Source organism: Lentzea terrae, assembly GCF_003265345.1.
Lineage (GTDB): Bacteria > Actinomycetota > Actinomycetes > Mycobacteriales > Pseudonocardiaceae > Lentzea > Lentzea terrae.
Genome location: NZ_QFWW01000029.1, coordinates 16828 through 36962 on the forward strand (window position 1 = coordinate 16828; position 20135 = coordinate 36962).

1 protein-coding gene is annotated in these 20135 nt (G+C 69.6%); it reads right to left on the reverse strand.

Annotation, left to right across the window (positions count from 1 at the left end; genetic code table 11):
- Nucleotides 1-30 precede the first annotated feature (30 nt).
- Nucleotides 31-20115 (reverse strand): type I polyketide synthase, encoded by a 20085-nt coding sequence (locus DI276_RS52600; protein ID WP_232837131.1) that lies wholly within the window; start codon nt 20113-20115, stop codon nt 31-33.
- Nucleotides 20116-20135 lie beyond the last annotated feature (20 nt).

Sequence of the window (20135 nt, forward strand, 5' to 3'; positions counted from 1 at the left end):
CGCCGGAAACCTTCCGTCCGCGAGATGGGGTCAGCGCTCGGTGCGTCGGCCGAGTTCGTTGTCGATGAAGGCGAACACGTCGTCGACGGTCGCGGTGTTGATGCGGTCGCTCACGGCCTCTTCGGTCCTGGCGCTGCTGCCGTACTGGGCGAGCAGGTTGCGCAGCCGGGCCGCGACGCCGTCCCGCGCCAGGTCGTCAGCCGAGCTGGCGGCCAGCGCGGCCTCCAGCCGGTCGAGCTCGCCGGTGATGGACGGCCCGGTGTCGTCGCCGAGCAGCTCGCCCGCGAGGTAGGCGGCGAGCTCGTCCGGCGTCGGGTAGTCGAAGACCAGGCCGGCGGGGAGCTTGAGGCCCGTCGCGGACGCGAGGCTGTTGCGCAGCTCCACGGCCGTCAGCGAGTCGAAGCCGAGGTCGCGGAACTGCTTGTCGTTGTCGATCGCCGCGGGCGTGGCGTGGCCGAGGACGCCCGCCGCGTGTCCGCGCACGAGGTCGACCAGGTACTTCGCGCGTTCCTCCGCCGGCACTGCGTTCAGCGTCGCCGTGAAGTCCACAGTGGACTCGCCGTTGGCTGTTCGCTTTCCGCCCTTGACGAGGCCCCGCATGATCGCCGCGACCGGTCCGTGGGTGCGGCCGGTGGTGATGCGGGCGGGGACGAGCACGGCGTCCTCGCGTGAGGTGGCGTCGTCGAACAGCGCCATGCCCTGCCGGACGGACAGCGGTGGCATTCCGGTGCGGCCGATGCGGTCCATCGCACCGTCCTGCAGATGTGCCGTCATACCACCGGTTTGAGCCCACGGACCCCAAGCCAGCGAGGTGGCGACGAGCCCCTGAGCACGCCGGTGTTCCGCGAGAGCGTCGAGGAACGCGTTGGCCGCGGCGTAGTTGGCCTGTCCCGCGCTGCCGAGTACACCCGACACCGACGAGTAGAGCACGAACGCCTTGAGCTTCTGCTTCTTCGTGGCCTCGTGGAGGTTCCATGCGCCGTCGACCTTGGGTTTCAGGACGGTCGTGAGGCGCTCGGGCGTGAGCGAGCCGATGACACCGTCGTCGAGCACACCTGCCGTGTGGATGACGGCAGTCAGCTTCACGCCCTTGACGACCTTCTTGACCGCCTTCAGGTCCGCGGTGTCGCAGGCAGCGATCGTGACGTCCGCACCGTGCGCGGTCAGTTCTGCCTGCAGTGCAACGGCATCCGGTGCGTCACCGCCGCGCCTGGAGATCAGCAGCAGGCGCTTGACGTTGCGCTCGGCGACGAGGTGCCTGGCCAGTTCCGCGCCCAGGCCGCCGGTGCCGCCGGTGATCAGGACGGTGCCTTCCGGGTCCCACTCGGCCCGTTCGACCGTGTCGGTGACGCGGACGAGGCGCGCGACATAGATCCCGCTTTCACGGACACGGACCTGGGTCTCCCCCGCGTCGAGCAGGCCGGTGGGCAACGGGGCGCTGCCGTCGGTGTCGACGAGCAGGAAGCGTCCGGGGTTCTCCGTCTGGGCCGTGCGGACAAGTCCTTCGACGGTCGAGCCCGCCAGGCCGCTCGTGACGAACACCAGTCGGTCCTCGGACTGCTGCACCAGCTCCAATGCCTTGGCAGCGAACTCATGTGCCTGCTCGACGGTGTCGCCGCTGAACCGGACCTCGCGAACGTCCGCTGCCGGCTGGGTTTCCGGTGCGGGCACCCACTCGACGCGGAACAGCGAGTCCTGGTGCTGTTGCGCGGCGAGCGGTGCTCCGAAGACGACGTTCCGTGCCGACACGACCGGTGCGCCGCTCTTGTCGACCGCGGCGAACCCACCGTTGCTCAACTTGACCCTCAGCGTGTCGGCACCGACCGCGTGGAGGCTGACGCCGTGCCATTCCAGTGGCACCTGGGTTTCCTCGGCGACCCTGGTCGCGCAGTCGAGCAGTGCCGGGTGCACGCCGTAGAACTGGGCGTCCGCCGTGCCTTCCGGCAGCGTGACCTCCGCGTAGATCGCGTCGCCCGCCTGCCAGATCTGCTCGCCGATCGCCGTGGCGCCCTTAGGCGGCCACTCGCCGACCTCGAAGCCGGCCCGGTACTCGCCTTCAGCGAGCACGCCATGTGCGATCTGGGTGAACGGCTGCTCGTCGTTCGGTCGCGTGTAGACGGTCAGGGCGCGCTTTCCGTTGTCCGGCGCACCGATCCACACCTGCAGCACGCCGGGCATGAGCGGTGCGGTGATCGTGAGCTCCTCGACCGTGCCGCAGCCGACCTGGTCCGCGGCCCGGAACGCGATCTCCGCGAACGCCGTCTCCGGGAACGCCACCGCGAGCCGGTTGGTGAACACCACCGCGTCTTCCTGCGCGACGGTCATCGCGGCGCCCAGCAGCGGATGGTCAGCAGGCCCGAGGCCGAGCCCGGACGCGTCGGCCGCCTGCGCCATCGGCGTCGGCCAGTAGTGGTCGTGGTCGAACGCGTACGTCGGGATGTCGACGCGCTTCGCCCCGGTGCCTTCGAACGCTTCCGCCCAGTCGATGTTGGTCCCTTGGACGTGCAGCCTCGCGAGCGCGGTGAGCCACGCCGTCGTCTCGTCGCGATCCTTGCGCAACGCGGGAATCGAGCCGTCGACCAGCGCGGACAACACCCCGTCCGGCCCGATCTCCAGGAACGCGTTGACGCCCGCTTCCTCCAGCGCTTTGACGCCGTCCGCGAACCGCACCGCTTCCCGGACGTGCCGCACCCAGTACTCCGGCTCGGCGATCTCTCCATTCGCGACGCGCCCGGTCACGTTGGACACCACGGGGATCCGGGGCGCGGCGAACTCCAGCGCCGTCACGACAGCGCGGAAGTCCTCCAGCATCGGCTCCATCAACGGCGAGTGAAACGCATGGCTGACCGGCAAACGCTTAGTCTTGCGCCCCTGCGCGGCGAACCCGTCGGCGACCTGTTGGACCGCCTTCTCCTCACCTGCGAGCACCAACGCCCGCGGCCCGTTGATGGCCGCGATCGACACCGTGCCGGTTACTTCGACTTCCTGCTCGGTGGCTTCGACCGCGATCATGGCACCGCCCGCGGGAAGCGCCTGCATCAGCGCGGCCCTGGCGTTGACGAGCTTCGCGGCGTCTTCGAGGCTCAGCACACCGGCGACGTGCGCGGCCGCGATCTCGCCGACCGAGTGCCCGCCGACGAAGTCCGGCTCGATCCCGAACGCCTCCGCGAGCCGGAACAGCGCCACCTCGATCGCGAACAACGCCCGCTGCGTGTGCCCGGTCTGGTTGAGCTCCTGCTCGTCCTCGCCCCACATGACGTCGCGGACATCAACGTGCTCCAGCACGGCGTCGAGCGCCTTCCGGAACACGGGGAACCGCTCGTACAGCTCCTTGCCCATGTTGATCCGCTGCGACCCCTGCCCGGAGAACAGGACCGCCAGCTTGCGCCTGGTCGCCTGCCCCTGCGCGACCTCCGCGCCGTCCAGCAACACCGCCCGGTGCTCGAACCGCGACCGCTTCAACAGCGAGAACCCGACGTCGAACGCGTCAGCCTCGACCGCCCGGATCCGCTCGACCTGAGCGCGCAGCGAAGCGGGGGACTTCGCCGAAACAACGAGCGGGGCCCCCTTGGGGGGACGCGAGGTCCCCACTCCAATCGTCGCACGGGAGGCCGACGATTCCGGGCCGGCAAGATCAACAACGACCGAGTTGTCCACAGGCGCCGAGTTGTCCACAGATTCCGCTGCGCCGCCCTGACCAGCATTTTCAACCGGTACGCTGGAAATTGGGGGGATCCCCGGCGCCGCCTCCAAGATCACGTGTGCGTTCGTGCCACTGATGCCGAACGACGAGACGCCGGCGCGCCGCACACGGTCCGTTGCAGGCCATGGCGTGTTGGACGTCAGCAGAGACACCGCACCCGCCGTCCAGTCGACGTGCGAGGAAGGCGCGGTGACGTTGATCGTGCGCGGCAGCAGTCCGTGCCGCAGCGCCATCACCATCTTGATCACACCGGCGGCACCCGCGGCGGCCTGCGTGTGGCCGATGTTCGACTTGATCGAGCCGAGCAACAAGGGTTCGGCCCGGTCCTGACCGTAGGTGGCCAGCAAAGCCTGAGCCTCGATCGGGTCACCCAAGGTCGTGCCGGTGCCGTGCGCCTCCACGGCGTCGACATCGGCGAACTTCAGCCCAGCCGATGCCAACGCCTGCCGGATCACCCGCTGTTGCGACGGCCCGTTAGGCGCCGTCAGGCCGTTGGAAGCACCGTCCTGGTTGACCGCAGACCCACGCACGACAGCAAGAACGTCATGCCCAGCAGCGACGGCATCAGACAGACGCTCCACCACGAGCACACCGATACCCTCAGACCAAGCCGTGCCATCAGCAGAATCCGAGAACGGCTTGCATCGGCCGTCACGCGCAAGGCCGTCCTGCAGCGAGAACTCCATGAACGCACCCGGCGCCGACATCACCTGCACACCACCGGCCAGCGCCAAAGAGCACTCACCGTTCCGCAGGGCCTGCACTGCCAAATGCAGCGCGACCAACGCCGAGGAGCACGCCGTGTCGATCGTCATCGACGGCCCCTCGAGCCCCAGCGCATAAGACAACCGGCCAGCGATCACGCTCGGCGAGGTCCCGGTGCCCGAGTAACCCTCCAGCGCCTGCTCCGACGCGAGCATCAGGTGCGCGTAGTCCTGCCCGGAAGCACCGACGTAGACACCGGTCCTCGATCCGCGCAGCGAAAGCGGGTCGATTCCGGTGCGTTCCAGCGCCTCCCACGACGTCTCCAGCACGAGCCGCTGGTGCGGATCCATCGACACGGCCTCGCGCGGCGAGATCCCGAAGAACGCCGGGTCGAACGACGCGATGCCCTCGATGAATCCTCCCTGCCCGGTCACGGACTGCCCGGCGCCGTCGCCGACGAGGTTCTCGTCCCAGCCGCGGTCGGCCGGGAACCCGCCGATCGCGTCCCGCCCGCCGAGCACGAGCTCCCACAGCTCCTCCGGCGACGACACACCACCGGGGAACTTGCAGGCGATGCCGACGATCGCGATGGCCTCGTCGCTGATCCGCACGGAGTCCTCGACCTCCGCAGAGCCGCCGAACAACGAAGCGATCAGGTGCTCCGCCAACGCTTGCGGCGTCGGGTAGTCGAACACCAGCGTCGCGGGCAACGTCAGCCCCGTCGCCGTGCCGAGCCGGTTGCGCAGCTCCACCGACGTCAGCGAGTCGAAACCCAGCTGCCGGAACTCGCGGTCCGCGTCGATCGCCTCGGCCGACGAGTGCCCCAGCACCGCGGCGGCCTCTCCGCGCACCAGATCCACCAGGGTCCTGACCCGCTCGGCCGGCCGCACGTCCTGCAGGCCCTGCAACGCAACGGTTCCCTGTGCCGCAGTCCGCCTGCCACTGCGCAAGAGGTTGCGCAGCAACGGCGGCACCATCGTGGTGCTGACCCCGGTGATGATCCGTGCCGGCACGACCAGCGGTTCGTCCACCCCGATGGCCGCGTCGAACAGCGCCAGGCCGTGCTCCAGCGAGATCGGCGGCATCGACGACTTCTCCAGCCGCTCCAACGCGGCCGCGTCCATCGTCTTCGTCATGCCGACCTCAGACGTCCAAGCACCCCAAGCCAAAGACACCGCAGGCAGCCCGGCAGAACGCCGGAAAGCCGCCAGCGCGTCCAGGAACGCGTTGCCCGCCGCGTAGTTGCCCTGCCCGGCCGTGCCGAGCACGCCGGACACCGACGAGTACAGGACGAAGTGCGCCTCAGGCAGCAAGGAATGCAGGTTCCAGGCCGCGTCCACCTTGGGCCGCAGCACCTTCTCCAGCCGCTCCGACGTCATCGACGCGATCACACCGTCGTCCAGCACACCAGCCGTGTGCACAACGGCGGTCACGTCGTGTCCACTGAGGACTGCAGCGAGCGCAGCCCGGTCGGCCACGTCACAAGCCGCGATGGTGACGTCCGCGTCCAGTTCCGCCAACTCAGCGGCACCGGGCGATTCAAGGCCGCGGCGGCTGAGCAGCAACAGCTTCCGCACGCCCTGCGCGACGAGATGCCGTGCCAGCTCCGCACCGAGACCACCGGCACCGCCGGTGATCAGCACGGTGCCGTCGGGATCCCAGCCCGCGGGCACGGTGATCACGATCTTGCCCACATGCTTGGCCCGGCTCATGAACCGGAACGCGTCACGCGCCCGTCGCACGTCCCACGCGGCGATCGGCAACGGCTTGAGAACGTTGCGCTCGAACAGCTCGACCAGCGCGACGAGCATGCGCTGGATGTGGTCGGGGTGCGCCTCACCGAGGTCGAACGGCCGGTAGAAGATGCCCGGCACGTCCTCCCGCAGATCGGTCTTGCCCATCTCCAGGAACCGCCCGCCCTCGCCGAGCAGCCGCAGCGAGGCGTCGATGAACTCGCCGGTCAACGCGTTCAGCACGACGTCCACCTGCGGGAACTTCTGCTCGAAACCGGTGTCGCGGGAGTTGCCGATGTGCGCGTCGTCGAGCCCGAGTCCGCGCAGCACGTCCCACTTGCCCTCGCTGGCGGTGGCGAACACCTCCGCGCCGAGGTGCTGCGCGACCTGGATCGCCGCCATGCCAACGCCACCCGCGCCGGCGTGGACGAGGACCTTCTCCCCTGGCCGCACGTTGCCGAGCTCGATCAACGCGTAGTAGGCGGTCAGGAACACCAGCGGCACCGAGGCGCCCTGCTCGAAGGTCCACCCGTCCGGAAGCCTGGTCAGGTAAGGCTCTTCGATGACGCCGACCGGTCCCATGCCGCCGAACAGCATGCCGAACACGGGATCGCCGACCTTCAGCTCGGTGCATTCGGGCCCGAGCTCGGTGACCACACCCGCGGCCTCCGCGCCGAACGAGCCGGCCTCGCCTGGATACATGCCGAGCGCGTTCAGCACGTCCCGGAAGTTGAGCCCGGCCGCCCGGATCGCGATCCGGACCTGCTTGCCCTGCAACGGTTCCGGCGTCCACGGCGCCAGCACGAGGTTGTCGAGGCTGCCCTTCGACGTGGTGTCGAGGCGCCACGGCGTTCCGGTGGGCGGCACGAGCGTCGGCCCGGTCTGCAGACGCGCCAGCCGTCCAGCGTGGACGGTGCCGTCCCGCACGATCAGCTGCTGTTCCTCGGTGACCAGCATGCCGGGCGTCAGTGCGCTTCGCTCGTCCAGGTCGACCAGCAGGAACTTGCCGGGATTCTCCGCCTGAGCAGACCTGACGAGGCCCCACGCGGCCGCCGCACCGAGATCGGTGATCGGCTCATCCCCGATCGTCGCAGCGCCCCGCGTCACGAAAACAACGCGCTCTTCCGCGTTCTGCAGGATCTCCAGCACCCGCTTGGTCGTCTCGTGAACGGCTGCCGCATCGCCGCCACCGCTGATTTCCACGACCTGCGCGTCGATCTCGGCCGCTTCGCCGACCTGCACGGGCACCCAGTCGACGCGGAACAACGACTCCGCAACAGGATTGGCGGGCGCGTTCGCGGACGGCGTCCTGACCACCAGCGACTTCACCGACAGCACCGGCGCGCCCTCGACGTCGACCGCAGTGACCTCAACCGCGTCGCCGCCGGTGTGCTTCAACCTCACCCGCAGCCGCGACGGCCCGATGGCGTGCAGGGACACGCCGTTCCACTCGAACGGCAGCCCTTGGCCGGCCCCGTCGACGAACGTGATGGCGTGCAGCGCGGAATCGAGCAACGCGGGGTGCACACCGAACGTGGCGGCGTCTTCCACGGTGTCCGGCAGCGCGACCTCGACCAGCACTTCGTCACCGTTGCGCCAAGCCTGCCGCAGTCCGCGGAAGATCGGCCCGTAAGCCAGTCCGCCTTCCGCCAACGTCTCGTAGAACGCTTCCAGGCCAAGCTCTTCGGCGTTCGCGGGCGGCCACTCGCTGGTGTCGAACTCGGCCCGGTGCGGCCCTTCCGCCAGTGTTCCGCTGGCGTGCTGGATCCACTCGTCGGAGTCGGGCAGCTGCGAGTGAACGCTGACAGTCCTGCGCCCATGATCATCCGGCCCGCCGACCCGCACCTGAACCGCGACGGCATCCCGTTCCGGCAGCACCAGCGGGACCACGATCGTGAGCCCGTCGACGCGGTCGCAGCCGACCATGTCGCCGGCGCGGATCGCGAAGTCCAGGAACCCTGTGCCGGGGAACAACACCGCGCCGCCGACGACGTGGTCCGCGATCCACGGGTGCGTCGTGAGGCTGAGGCGTCCGCTGAGCACCAGCTCGTCCGTGCCCGCGACCGCGATGGCCGCCCCCAGCAACGGGTGCCCGCCGGACCTGAGCCCGTACGCGGCTGGATCTCCGGCGCGTCCGCCCACTGTGGCCTTGGGCCAGAACCGCTCGTGGTCGAACGGGTAGGTCGGCAGGGCAACGAGGCGCCCACCGGTGAGCCATGGCGTCCAGTCGACGTTGATTCCGTCGACGTGCAGCTGACCGAGCGCGGCGGCCAGTGCGGCCTCCTCGGTCTTGTTCTTGCGCTGTGCGGGAATCGCCTGGTCGACGAGCGCGGACAGCACCCCGTCCGGCCCGACCTCGAGGAACTTGGTGGCCGGGATCTTCGCGACGTTGTCGGTGAACCGGACCGCGTCCCGCACGTGGCGGACCCAGTACTCGGGGTCGGTGACGTCGCCTGTCGCACTGATCGGGATCTTGGGCTCGTTGAACTGGATGCCAGCGATTGCCTCACGGAACTCGTCCAGCATCGGTTCCATCAACGGCGAGTGGAACGCGTGGCTGACCCGCAGCCTCTTGTGCTTCCACTGCTGCGCGATGGCTTCGACTTCTTCTTCGTCGCCCGCGATCACGACCGAGCTCGGCCCGTTGATCGCTGCGATCGACACCTTGCTCGTCAGGTGCCGGCTGATCTCTTCTTCGGTCGCTTGCACCGCCACCATGGCACCCGTCTGCGGCAGCGCCTGCATGAGCCGCGCGCGTTCGGTGACGAGCTTCGCCGCGTCCTCCAGGCTGAGCACGCCCGCGACGTGGGCCGCCGCGATCTCGCCGATCGAGTGACCCGCGAGGTGGGCGGGCTTGATCCCGAACGCCTGCAGCAACCGGTAGAGCGCGGTCTGGAACGCGAACAACGCCGGCTGCGTGTACCCGGTCTGGTTGAGCCGCTCCTCGTCCTCACCCCAGACGACGCTCTTCAGCTCCGCGTCGAGGTGCGCCAGCACGTCGTCGAACGCGTCCGCGAACTCCGGGAACCTCTGATACAGCTCCTTGCCCATGCCCAGCCGCTGCGAGCCCTGCCCGGAGAACAACACCGCCAGCGTGTGCTCCCCCGCCACCCCGCTGGCAACCTCGGCCCCGTCGAACAGCACGGCCCGGTGTTCGAACAACGCCCGCGACTTCACCAGCGAATACGCGACATCGACCTCGGCCGCCTCGACCGCTTTGATCCGCTCGACCTGGGCCCGCAGCGCCCCCGCCGACTTCGCCGACACCACCAACGGAATCGATCCCGTCTGGGCCCCCCAGGGGGAGACCGAGGTCCCCACTCCAATCGTCCCACGGGAGGCCGATGATTTCGGCCCGGCAAGATCGACAAGGGCGGGGTTGTCCACAGGTGCCGAGTTGTCCACAGAAACCGGAGAAGCGGTTGCGGCTTCGAGGATTACGTGCGCGTTCGTGCCCGAGATGCCGAACGACGACACACCCGCCCGCCACGGCCGATCCACGGCAGGCCACGGGGTGTTCTCGGTGAGCAGCGAGACCTCGCCAGACGACCAGTCGATGTGCGAGGACGGCTCGGTGACGTGCAGGGTCCGCGGCAACACGCCGTGCTGGAACGCGAGCACCATCTTGATCACGCCAGCCGCACCGGCCGCCGCCTGCGTGTGGCCGAGGTTCGACTTCACCGAGCCCAGCCACAACGGGTCGACGCGATCCTGCCCGTAGACGGTGAGCAGCGCCTGCGCCTCGATCGGGTCGCCCAGCACGGTTCCGGTGCCGTGCGCCTCGACAGCGTCCACATCGGACGGCGACAACCCACCGGACGCAAGCGCTTGCCGGATCACACGCTGCTGCGACGGGCCGTTCGGGGCGGTCAGGCCGTTGGAGGCGCCGTCCTGGTTGAACGCCGAACCGCGCACGACTGCCAGCACCGGGTGTCCAGCGGCAAGAGCATCAGAAAGCCGTTCGACGACCAGGATGCCGACGCCTTCGGACCAGCCCGTGCCGTCGGCGGACTCCGAGAACGCCTTGCACAGGCCGTCCGGCGCAAGCCCGCCCTGCCGTGAGAAGCCGGAGAACGATGTCGGCGTGGCCATCACCGTCACGCCACCGGCCAGCGCGAGCGAGCACTCGCCGCCGCGCAACGCCTGCGCGGCAAGGTGCAGCGCCACCAGAGCCGACGAGCACGCCGTGTCGATCGTGACCGCCGGCCCCTCCAAGCCCAACGCGTAGGAGATGCGGCCGGAGATCACCGAAGCCGCGAGACCCGTACCTGCGTGGCCTTCAAGGTCTTCGTTGGACGCCATGACGACGTGCTGGTAGTCCTGCCCGTTCGTGCCGACGAAAACTCCGGTCCGCGAGCCGCGCAACGATGCCGGGTCGACGCCGGCTCGTTCGACGGCCTCCCACGAGGTTTCGAGCAGGAGGCGCTGCTGCGGGTCCATCGCCAGCGCTTCCCGCGGCGAGATGCCGAAGAACGCCGGGTCGAAGTCGGCGACGCCGGTCAGGAAGCCACCGCGCAAGGTCGAGCTCTGCAGTGCGGCCAGGTCCCAGCCGCGGTCGGTCGGGAAGTCCGACATCGCGTCTTCGCCCGCGACCAGCAGCCGCCACAGGTCTTCCGGCGAGTCGATGCCATTCGGGAAGTGGCAGGCCATGCCGACGATCGCGATGTCGTCGGTGGTCTGCACGACCGACACGTCGTCAGCGTCGCCGCCCTCGCCGAGCAAGGAAGCGAGCAGGTGCTCGGCCAGCGCACGTGGCGACGGGTAGTCGAACACGAGCCCGGCGGGCAGCGCGAGGCCGGTGATCTCGGTGAGGTGGTTGCGCAGCTCGACCGCCGTCAGCGAGTCGAATCCGATGTCGCGGAACGCCTTGTCGCTCGCCACCGCCTCTTTGCCGGAGTGCCCGAGCACCTGGGCGGCCCGCGTGCGGACCAGTTCCAGGACAGGCTCGATCCGTTCCGCGGCAGGCAGTTCACGCAGGCTGCGACGCAGTTCCGCCGCGGCCGACTCGCTGTCGCGCCGTGCGGCCGCCAGCTCGTCCAGCACCTCTCGGGCGCCGGGCAGTTCGGCCAGCACAGGCGACGGCCGCAGGCTCAGCAACGCGCTGAGCAGCTGCGGGTGATGGATGTCCGCGATGACGACGGTGGTTTCCGCCACGACGCCTCGCATCGCCGCGACCGCCAGCTCCGGGTCCAAAGTGGACGCGCCAACGGACTTGATGGTCTGCGCAACCCGTTCCTCGCCCGCCATGCCGTCGCCGGTCCACGCACCCCACGCGATCGACGTCGCGGCAAGGCCCAGTTCACGGCGCTGCGCGGCAATGGCGTCGAGCACGGCGTTGGCGGCAGCGTAGTTGGCCTGACCGGGATTGCCGATCGCGCCGGCGACCGACGAGAACAAGATGAACGCGTCGAGGTCCAGTTCGCGGGTCAGTTCGTCGAGCAGAAACGCGGAAGTGACCTTCGCCTGGAACACATCCGTGAACCGCTCCGGCGTGAGGCCGTCGAGCACACCGTCATCCAACACACCAGCCGCGTGCACAACGGCTTTGACGTCGTCCGTCAGCACCGCGGCCAGTTCCGCGCGGTTCGCGACGTCGCACTTGACGACCTCAACGCCCAGCTCTGCCACGATTTCCGCCGCACCAGGTGCGTCCACCCCGCGCCGGCTCAGCAGAACGACCTTCTCCGCACCACGAGCAACAAGATCACGCGCAACGTGCTTGCCCAGCGCGCCGGTGCCGCCGGTGATCACCACGGTGCCGGTCGGCTGCCACTCCTGAGACGCCCGTGGCGCAACAAGAATCCGCCGCCCGAACACCCCGGACGCCCTGATGGCGACCTGGTCCTCGTCGCTGGTCAGCGCCGCCGCAAACCGTTGCGCCGCGCGTTCGTCCAGCTCGGCGGGCAGATCCACCAGGCCACCCCAGCGGTTCGGGTGCTCCAGCGCGGCCACCCGGCCGAGCCCCCACACGCCTGCCTGCCAGGGGTCGCTGACCGCGTCCGCACGCCCGGTCGACACCGCGCCGCGCGTCACGGCCCACAGCGGCGCCATGACACCGGCGTCGCCGAGCGCCTGGATCAGCGCGGTGGTGCTGGTGACCGGAGCGAGCTCACCGAGGTCGTCCAACGCCAGCAACGACACCACACCGGTGAACGGCACCTGCGCGAACTCCACGAGCTGCCCCGCGAGGTGCTCGCGGTCAGCCCATGCGACACCGAAGGTCGTGACATCTCCGAGCGCGCCGATGAGCGTGGTCACCCACGGATCTTCGGCCACCTCAACCGGCACGACCGCCAGCCACTTGCCGGGCTGCGCGATCAGACCGACGACGGGCTGCCAGTTCTCCCGGTGCAGCCACGACTCCACAGTGGACTGCGCCTTGCGCTTGCCCCGCCAGGCCGACAGCGCAGGCAGCACACCCGCGAGCGTCTCGCCGTCGAGGTCGAGCGTGGCGGCGAGCGACGCGACGTCCTCCTGCTCCACTGCGGTCCAGAACGCCGCATCGGCCGGGTCCGCCGCCATCGCGCCGGTCGCCGCCTCCGGCCAGAACCGCTCGTGCTGGAACGGATACGTCGGCAGGTCAACGCCACGCCCGCCCCGGTAGAAGCTCGACCACTCGACGTGAACCCCGCTGACGTGCAGGCTCGCCAGCGCGCTCATCAACGCCCTGTGCTCGCTCCTGTCCTTGCGCAGCACCGGAATCGCTTGGTCGACCAACGCGGCCAGCACCCCGTCGGGCCCGATCTCCAGAAACGCGTTCGCGCCCTGCTCCTTGAGCCGCGCGACGTTGTCAGTGAACCGGACCGTGTCGCGGACATGGCTGACCCAGTACTCGGGATCCGTGACGTCACCCGTCGTCGCGATCGGGATCTTCGGCTCGTTGAACGGGATTCCCGCGATTTTTTCGCGGAAGTCGTCCAGCATCGGCTCCATCAACGGCGAGTGGAACGCATGGCTGACCTGGAGCTGCTTGGTCTTGCGCCCTTGGAACTGCTTGGCGACTGCGCGCACTTCGCTCTCAACACCCGCGACGACCAGCGAGTCGGGCGCGTTGATCGCCGCGATCGACACGCCGCTCGTGAGATGCGGGCTGACTTCGTCCTCGGTGGCCTGCAGCGCGATCATCACGCCACCGGCGGGCAGGTTCTGCATGAGCTCAGCGCGCGCTTTGACGAGCTTCGCCGCGTCTTCGAGGCTCAGCACGCCCGCAACGTGCGCGGCCGCGATCTCGCCGATCGAATGTCCAGCGAGCAGGCGCGGGACGACGCCGAACGACTCCACCAGCCGGTACAGCGCCACCTCGACCGCGAACAGCGCGGGTTGCGTGTTCCCCGTCTGGTTCAGCGCCTCGGCGTCGTCACCCCACATGACCTCGCGAACGCCTTGGAGGTGCTCGGAGACCTCGTCCAACGCCCGCTTGAACGCCGGGAACGCTTCATACAGCTCACGCCCCATGCCCAGCCGCTGCGCTCCTTGCCCGGAGAACAGCATCGCCAGCGTCTTCCCCGACGCCTCACCACTGGCCAGTACATCGCCGTCCAACAACACGGCCCGGTGCTCGAACAACGTGCGCTGGTGCAGCAGCGAATACCCAACGTCAAGCGCGTCCGCCTCAACAGCCCGGACCCGCTCGACCTGCGCCTCCAACGCCGCCGCGGACTTCGCCGACACCAGCCACGGAATCGATCCCGACTGGGCCCCCCAGGGGGAGACCGAGGTCCCCACTCCAATCGTCTCACGCGGCACCGACAGTTCCGGGGCGGGAAGATCGACAACTGCCGAGTTGTCCACAGGCGGCGAGTTGTCCACAGATTCCGGCGCAGCGGTCAGAGCGCGCGGCGAAGTCGATACGCTGGAAAACGGGGGGATCCCCGGCGGGCCTTCCAAGATCACGTGGGCGTTGGTGCCGGAGAGGCCGAACGACGAGACGCCGGCGCGGGCCGGGCGGTCGGTGGCGGGCCACGGGGTGTTGGTCGTGAGCAGCTCGACGGCGCCCGCGGACCAGTCGACGTGCGATGAAGGCGTCGTGACGTGCAGGGTCTGGGGCAGCAGGCCGTGCTGGAAGGCGAGCACCATCTTGATCACGCCGGCGACGCCAGCGGCGGCTTGGGTGTGGCCGAGGTTCGACTTGATCGCGCCCAGGTAGAGCGGGGCGCCGGAGCGGTCGCGGCCGTAGGTGGCGAGCAGCGCCTGGGCCTCGATCGGGTCACCGAGACGCGTTCCCGTGCCGTGCGCTTCGACGGCGTCGACGTCCGAAGTGGACAGTCCGGCGTTGGCGAGGGCTTGGCGGATCACGCGTTGCTGCGCGGGGCCGTTCGGGGCGGTCAGGCCGTTGGAGGCGCCGTCCTGGTTCACGGCCGAGCCGCGCACCACGGCCAGCACGGTGTGGCCGTTGCGCAGGGCATCGGACTGGCGTTCGACGACGAGCACGCCGACGCCCTCGGCCCAGCCGGTGCCTTCGGCGTTGTCGGAGAAGGCTCGGCAGCGGGCGTCCGCGGCGAGGCCGCCCTGAGCGTTGAAGCCGGCGAAGTTCATCGGCGTGGACATGACGGTCACGCCGCCGACAAGTGCTAGAGACGACTCGCCTGATCGCAGCGACTGGGCGGCCAGGTGCAGAGCCACCAACGAAGACGAGCAAGCGGTGTCGATCGTGAGCGCAGGGCCCTCGAAGCCGAACGTGTAGGAGAGCCGGCCGGAGATCACCGCGGCGGCGAGGCCGGTCGAGGCGTGGCCCTCGATGTCGCCGCGCGCCCGCAGCACGAGGTTCGTGTAGTCCTGGCCGTTCGTGCCGACGAAAACGCCGGTGTTGGAGCCGCGCAACGTGGCGGCGTTGATGCCCGCGCGTTCGACGGCCTCCCAGGCGACCTCGAGCAGCTGGCGTTGCTGCGGGTCCATCGCGAGGGCTTCGCGCGGCGAGATGCCGAAGAACGCCGGGTCGAACTCCGCCGCACCGTAGAGGAACCCGCCTTCGACCGTGCCGCCGGCCGCGAGCGCGTCCTGCTCCCAGCCGCGGTCGGTCGGGAAGCTCGCGATCGCGTCGGTGCCGTCGGCCAGCAGCCGCCACAGGTCCTCGGGAGTCGTGACGCCGCCGGGGAAACGGCACGCCATGCCGACGATGACGATCGGGTCGTCCGCGTCGGCCACGCCCTGCGCGGACACGTCGAGGTCCGCGCCCTCACCGGTCAGCTCGGCGAGCAGGTGCTCGGCCAGGAGCAGCGGCGTCGGGTAGTCGAAGATCAGTGTGGCGGGCAGCGTGAGCCCGGTGGCGAGCGCCAGGGCGTTGCGCAGCTCGATCGCGGTCAGCGAGTCGAACCCGAGCGCGCGGAACTCCTTTTCCGCGCCCACCGCGTCAGCGTTCGCGTAACCGATGACCTTCGCGGCCTCGGCGCGCACGACGTCGACGATGATCCGCATGCGTTCGGCACTGGGCCCGCTGAGCTTTGCGCGCAGGCCACCGACGACCTCGCGCGCGGCCGTGCGCCGACCGGACCGCACCAGGCCGCGCATGATCGCCGGAACGTCACCTTGTGCTGCGCCACCAGAAGCGAGCGGGACGAGCAGCGTCTCGTCGGACGAGATGGCCGCGTCGAAGAGCGCCAGCCCCTGTTCCACGGACAGCATCGGCATGCGGCGCAGATCAGCAGAGTCCAAAGTGGATGTCATGCCGGTGTCCCAGGCGCCCCAGGCCAACGACAGTGCGGGCAGGCCGAGTCCGCGGCGGTGCGCGGCGAGAGAGTCGAGGAAAGCGTTGGCGGCCGCGTAGTTTCCTTGTCCGGCGGCACCCATCACGCCGGACACCGACGAGAACAGGATGAGCTGCGCGTCGCCGGCGAGCTCGTGCAGGTGCCACGCGGCGTCGACCTTCGGGCGCATGACGGTGGAAAGACGCTCAGGCGTCAGCGAACCGATCACGCCATCGTCCAGCACGCCAGCGGTGTGAATGACAGCGGTCAGCTGCACACCGTCGAGCAAATAGGCGACAGCCGCGCGTTCGGTGACGTCGCAGGACTTCACCTCGACCTCCGCACCCAACGCGACGAGCTCGTCGCGCAGGTCGGCCGCACCGGGGGCGTCGAGGCCACGTCGGCTGACCAGCAGCAGCTTGCGTTGACCGCGGGTCACGAGGTGGCGGGCGATGACGGCGCCGAGGCCGCCCGTGCCACCGGTGATCAGCACGGTGCCATCGGAATCCCACTCGCGCGCAACGCTTTCGGGTGCGCGGGCCAGCCTGGCCGCGAAGACCTCGCCAGCACGCACAACGACCTGCGTCTCTCCCGAGTCGATCAGTCCGCCGAGGCCGGGCAACACCGCTTCCGACTCGGGGGCGTCGTCGAGGTCGACGAGCAGGAACTGGCCGGGGTTCTCGGTCTGAGCGGACCGCACCAGGCCCCAGACGGCGGCGGCCGCGACGTCGTCACCGGTGACAGCGCCGCGCGTGACGAAGATCAGGCGTTCGGTGGCTTGTTGAAGCGTGGCAAGCGCTTCTGCGGCCAGCTCGTGCGCCGTCCCTTCGGACACGTGCACGACCATCGCGCTGCCGGGTGTGTAGGTGACGGGCACCCAGTCGAGGCGGAACAGCGAGTTGATGCTCTGCGCGGTCAGCTCGCCGAGCGGCTCGATGCTCACGGACTCGGCCGCCAGCACAGGCTCACCTGCGACGTCGACTGCATTCAGCGCGATGCCACCGTCCACAGCGGACAGTCGAACTCTCAAGACCTCCGCCGCGTTCGCATGCAGGGAGACACCGCGCCAGCTGCTGGGAACTCCGTCGAGCCCGAGGAACGTGGCCGCGTGGGTGGCCGCGTCGAGCAGTGCCGGGTGGACGCCGAAGCCCTTGGCGTCGACGGGCAATGCGACTTCGGCGAAGACCTCCTGGCCTCGTCGCCAAGCCGCGCGCAGTCCCTGGAATGCTTCCCCGTAGGGCGTTTCGTCGTAGAAGCCGTCGAGGTCGACGACGGTCCCGCCCTTCGGCGGCCACTCGGTGTCCTTGGCCGGCGCCGGAAGGCCTTGGCCGAGCCGGCCGTTCGCGTGCTCGACCCAGTCCTGGTCCGCGCGCCGTGCGTGGAACCGGAACGCGCCGTCGCGCCCGACCTGGAACTGCACCTGAACGGACCCGCTGTCCGGCAGCACCAGCGGCGCGACCTGCCTGGACTCCTCGACGCGTTCGTAGCCCGCGAGGTCGGCGGCGCGGAACGCCAACTCCAACACGCCCGCGGTCGGGAACACGACGTGGTCGGCGAGCCAGGACGTCTTCGACAGCGTGCCGGTGAGGATCAGCTCGCCGGAGCCCGCGACGGTCATCGCCGCGCCCAGCAACGGGTGCTCGGCCGGAGTGAGGCCGAGACTCACCGCGTCACCTGTGCTGACCGACACCGACGGCCAGTAACGGTCGTGCTGGAACGCGTAGGTGGGGACGTCGACGCGCTTTCCGTTGGGATAGAACGGCTTCCAGTCGACCGCCACGCCCGCGACGTGCAGGCGTGCGAGTGCGGTGATGAACGCGGTGCGCTCGTCGCGGTCCTTGCGCTGAGTCGGAATAGCACCGTCCACCAGCGCTGCCAGCACGCCGTCGGGACCGATCTCGAGGAACGTCTTGTCGCCCAAGCCGGTGACAGCGTCGTGGAACCGGACGGCGTCGCGGACGTGGCGGACCCAGTACTCGGGGTTCGTCACATCGCCGGCCATCGGGATCGCCGGGCTGTGGAAGGCGATTCCGCCGATGGCTGCGAGGAAGTCGTTGAGCATCGGGTCCATCAGCGGCGAGTGGAACGCGTGGCTGACGGCCAGCTGCTTGGTCTTGCGGCCCGCGAAGTTCGTGACCAGCGCGTGAGCTTCCTGCTCCACGCCCGCGACGACGAGCGCGTCGGGCCCGTTGATGGCCGCGATGGAGATGCCTGGCGTCAGGTGCGGGGTGACCTCGTCCTCGGTCGCCTGGATCGCGATCATCACGCCGCCTGGTGGCAGCGCCTGCATCAGGCGCGCGCGTTCGGTGACGAGTTTCGCCGCGTCTTCCAGGGTGAACACGCCCGCGACGTGCGCGGCGGCGATCTCGCCGATCGAGTGGCCGGTGACGTGCGCGGGCGTGACGCCGTAGGACTCCAGCAGCCGGTAGAGGGCGACCTGGAACGCGAACAGCGAGGGCTGCGTGTTGCCCGTCTGGTTCAGCGCTTCCTCGTCGCCCCACATGATGTCGCGGAGGGCCGGGTCCAGGTGCTGGAGGACCTCGTCGAACGCCTCGCGGAAGACCGGGAACGCCTCGTAGAGCCCCTTGCCCATGCCCACGCGCTGGGCACCCTGGCCGGAGAACAACAGCGCGAGCTCGGTCCGCCGCGCCAGCCCGTGCGCGATCTCGGCCCCGTCCAGCAGCACCGCGCGGTGCTCGAACAACGCGCGCGTGGCCGCCAACGAGAAGCCGATGTCCACCGCGTCACCGTCGAGCGCGCGCACTCGCTCCACCTGCGCCGCGAGAGAAGCCTCCGACTTGGCCGACACCAGCCACGGCACGCTGACCTGGATCGATCCCGATTGGCCGACCCCCTGGGGGGATCGGGTCCCCACTCCAATCGTCTCAGGCAGGTCTGACAATTCTGGGGCGGGCGGGCCTTCCAAGATCACGTGGGCGTTCGTGCCGGAGACGCCGAACGACGAGACGGCGGCACGAGGCGCACGGTCGGAGGCGGGCCACGAGACGGCTGAGGTGGCGAGTTCGACCGAGCCGGTGGTCCAGTCGACGTGGGTGGACGGGCGGGAGACGTGCAGCGTGGCGGGCACGACGCCGTGCCGCATCGCCTGCACCATCTTGATGACGCCGGCGACACCGGCGGCGGCCTGGGTGTGGCCGATGTTCGACTTGACCGAACCCAGGAGCAAAGGCGTGACACGGTTGGCGCCGTACGCGGCGAGGAGGCTGCGGGCCTCGATCGGGTCGCCGAGAGGGGTGCCGGTGCCGTGGGCTTCGACGACGTCGACGTCGGAGGGAGTCAGGCCCGCGCGGTCGAGAGCCGCCCTGATCACCCGCTGCTGCGCGCGGCCGTTGGGGGCGGTGAAGCCGTTGGACGCGCCATCGGAGTTGACGGCGGAACCGCGCACGACGGCGAGCACCGGGTAGCCCAGCGACTGAGCGTCGGACAGGCGGGCGAGAGCGAGCACGCCGACGCCCTCGGACCAGCCCGTGCCGTCGGCATCGTCGGAGAAGGCCTTGCAACGGCCGTTGCGCGCGAGACCGCCCTGACGCGAGAACTCGACCAACGAGCCGGGCGTGCACATGACGTTGACGCCACCGGCGAGCGCGAGCGAGCACTCCCCCGCGCGCAACGCGTGCACGGCCAGGTGCATCGCCACCAAAGAAGAGGAGCAGGCCGTGTCGACAGTCAGCGTTGGGCCTTCGAGGCCCAGGGCATAGGAGATGCGGCCGGACTCAGCGGAGGCGGCGATGCCGGTGCCGACGTCGCCTGTCGCGTCATCGAGGCCGCGAATCAGCAGATGCTCGTAGTCCTGGCCGTTGGTGCCGACAAAAACACCGGTGCGGGAACCACGCAACGACGACGGGTCGATGCCGGAGCGTTCCAGCGCCTCCCAAGACGTTTCCAGCAGCAGGCGCTGCTGGGGGTCCATCGTCACGGCCTCGCGCGGCGAGATGCCGAAGAAGGCCGGGTCGAAGTCCGCGATACCGTGCAGGAAGCCGCCCTGCACCGAGACGCTGTGGCCGCGTTCGTCGACGCCGCTGCCCAGCAACGCGTCGACGTCCCAGCCGCGGTCGGCCGGGAAGCCGGTGATCGCGTCACGCCCGGACGACACCAGCTCCCACAGGTCCTCCGGCGAGCTGATGCCGCCGGGGAAGCGGCACGCCATCCCGATGATCGCGATCGGTTCGGTGGCGGCCGCGACGAACTGCCTGTTCTGCTTGCGCAGCCGCTCCGCCTCCTTCATCGCGGCGCGGAGAGCCTCGACAACCTTCTCGCTGGAGGTACTCATTCATCAGCTCCGTCAGTCCA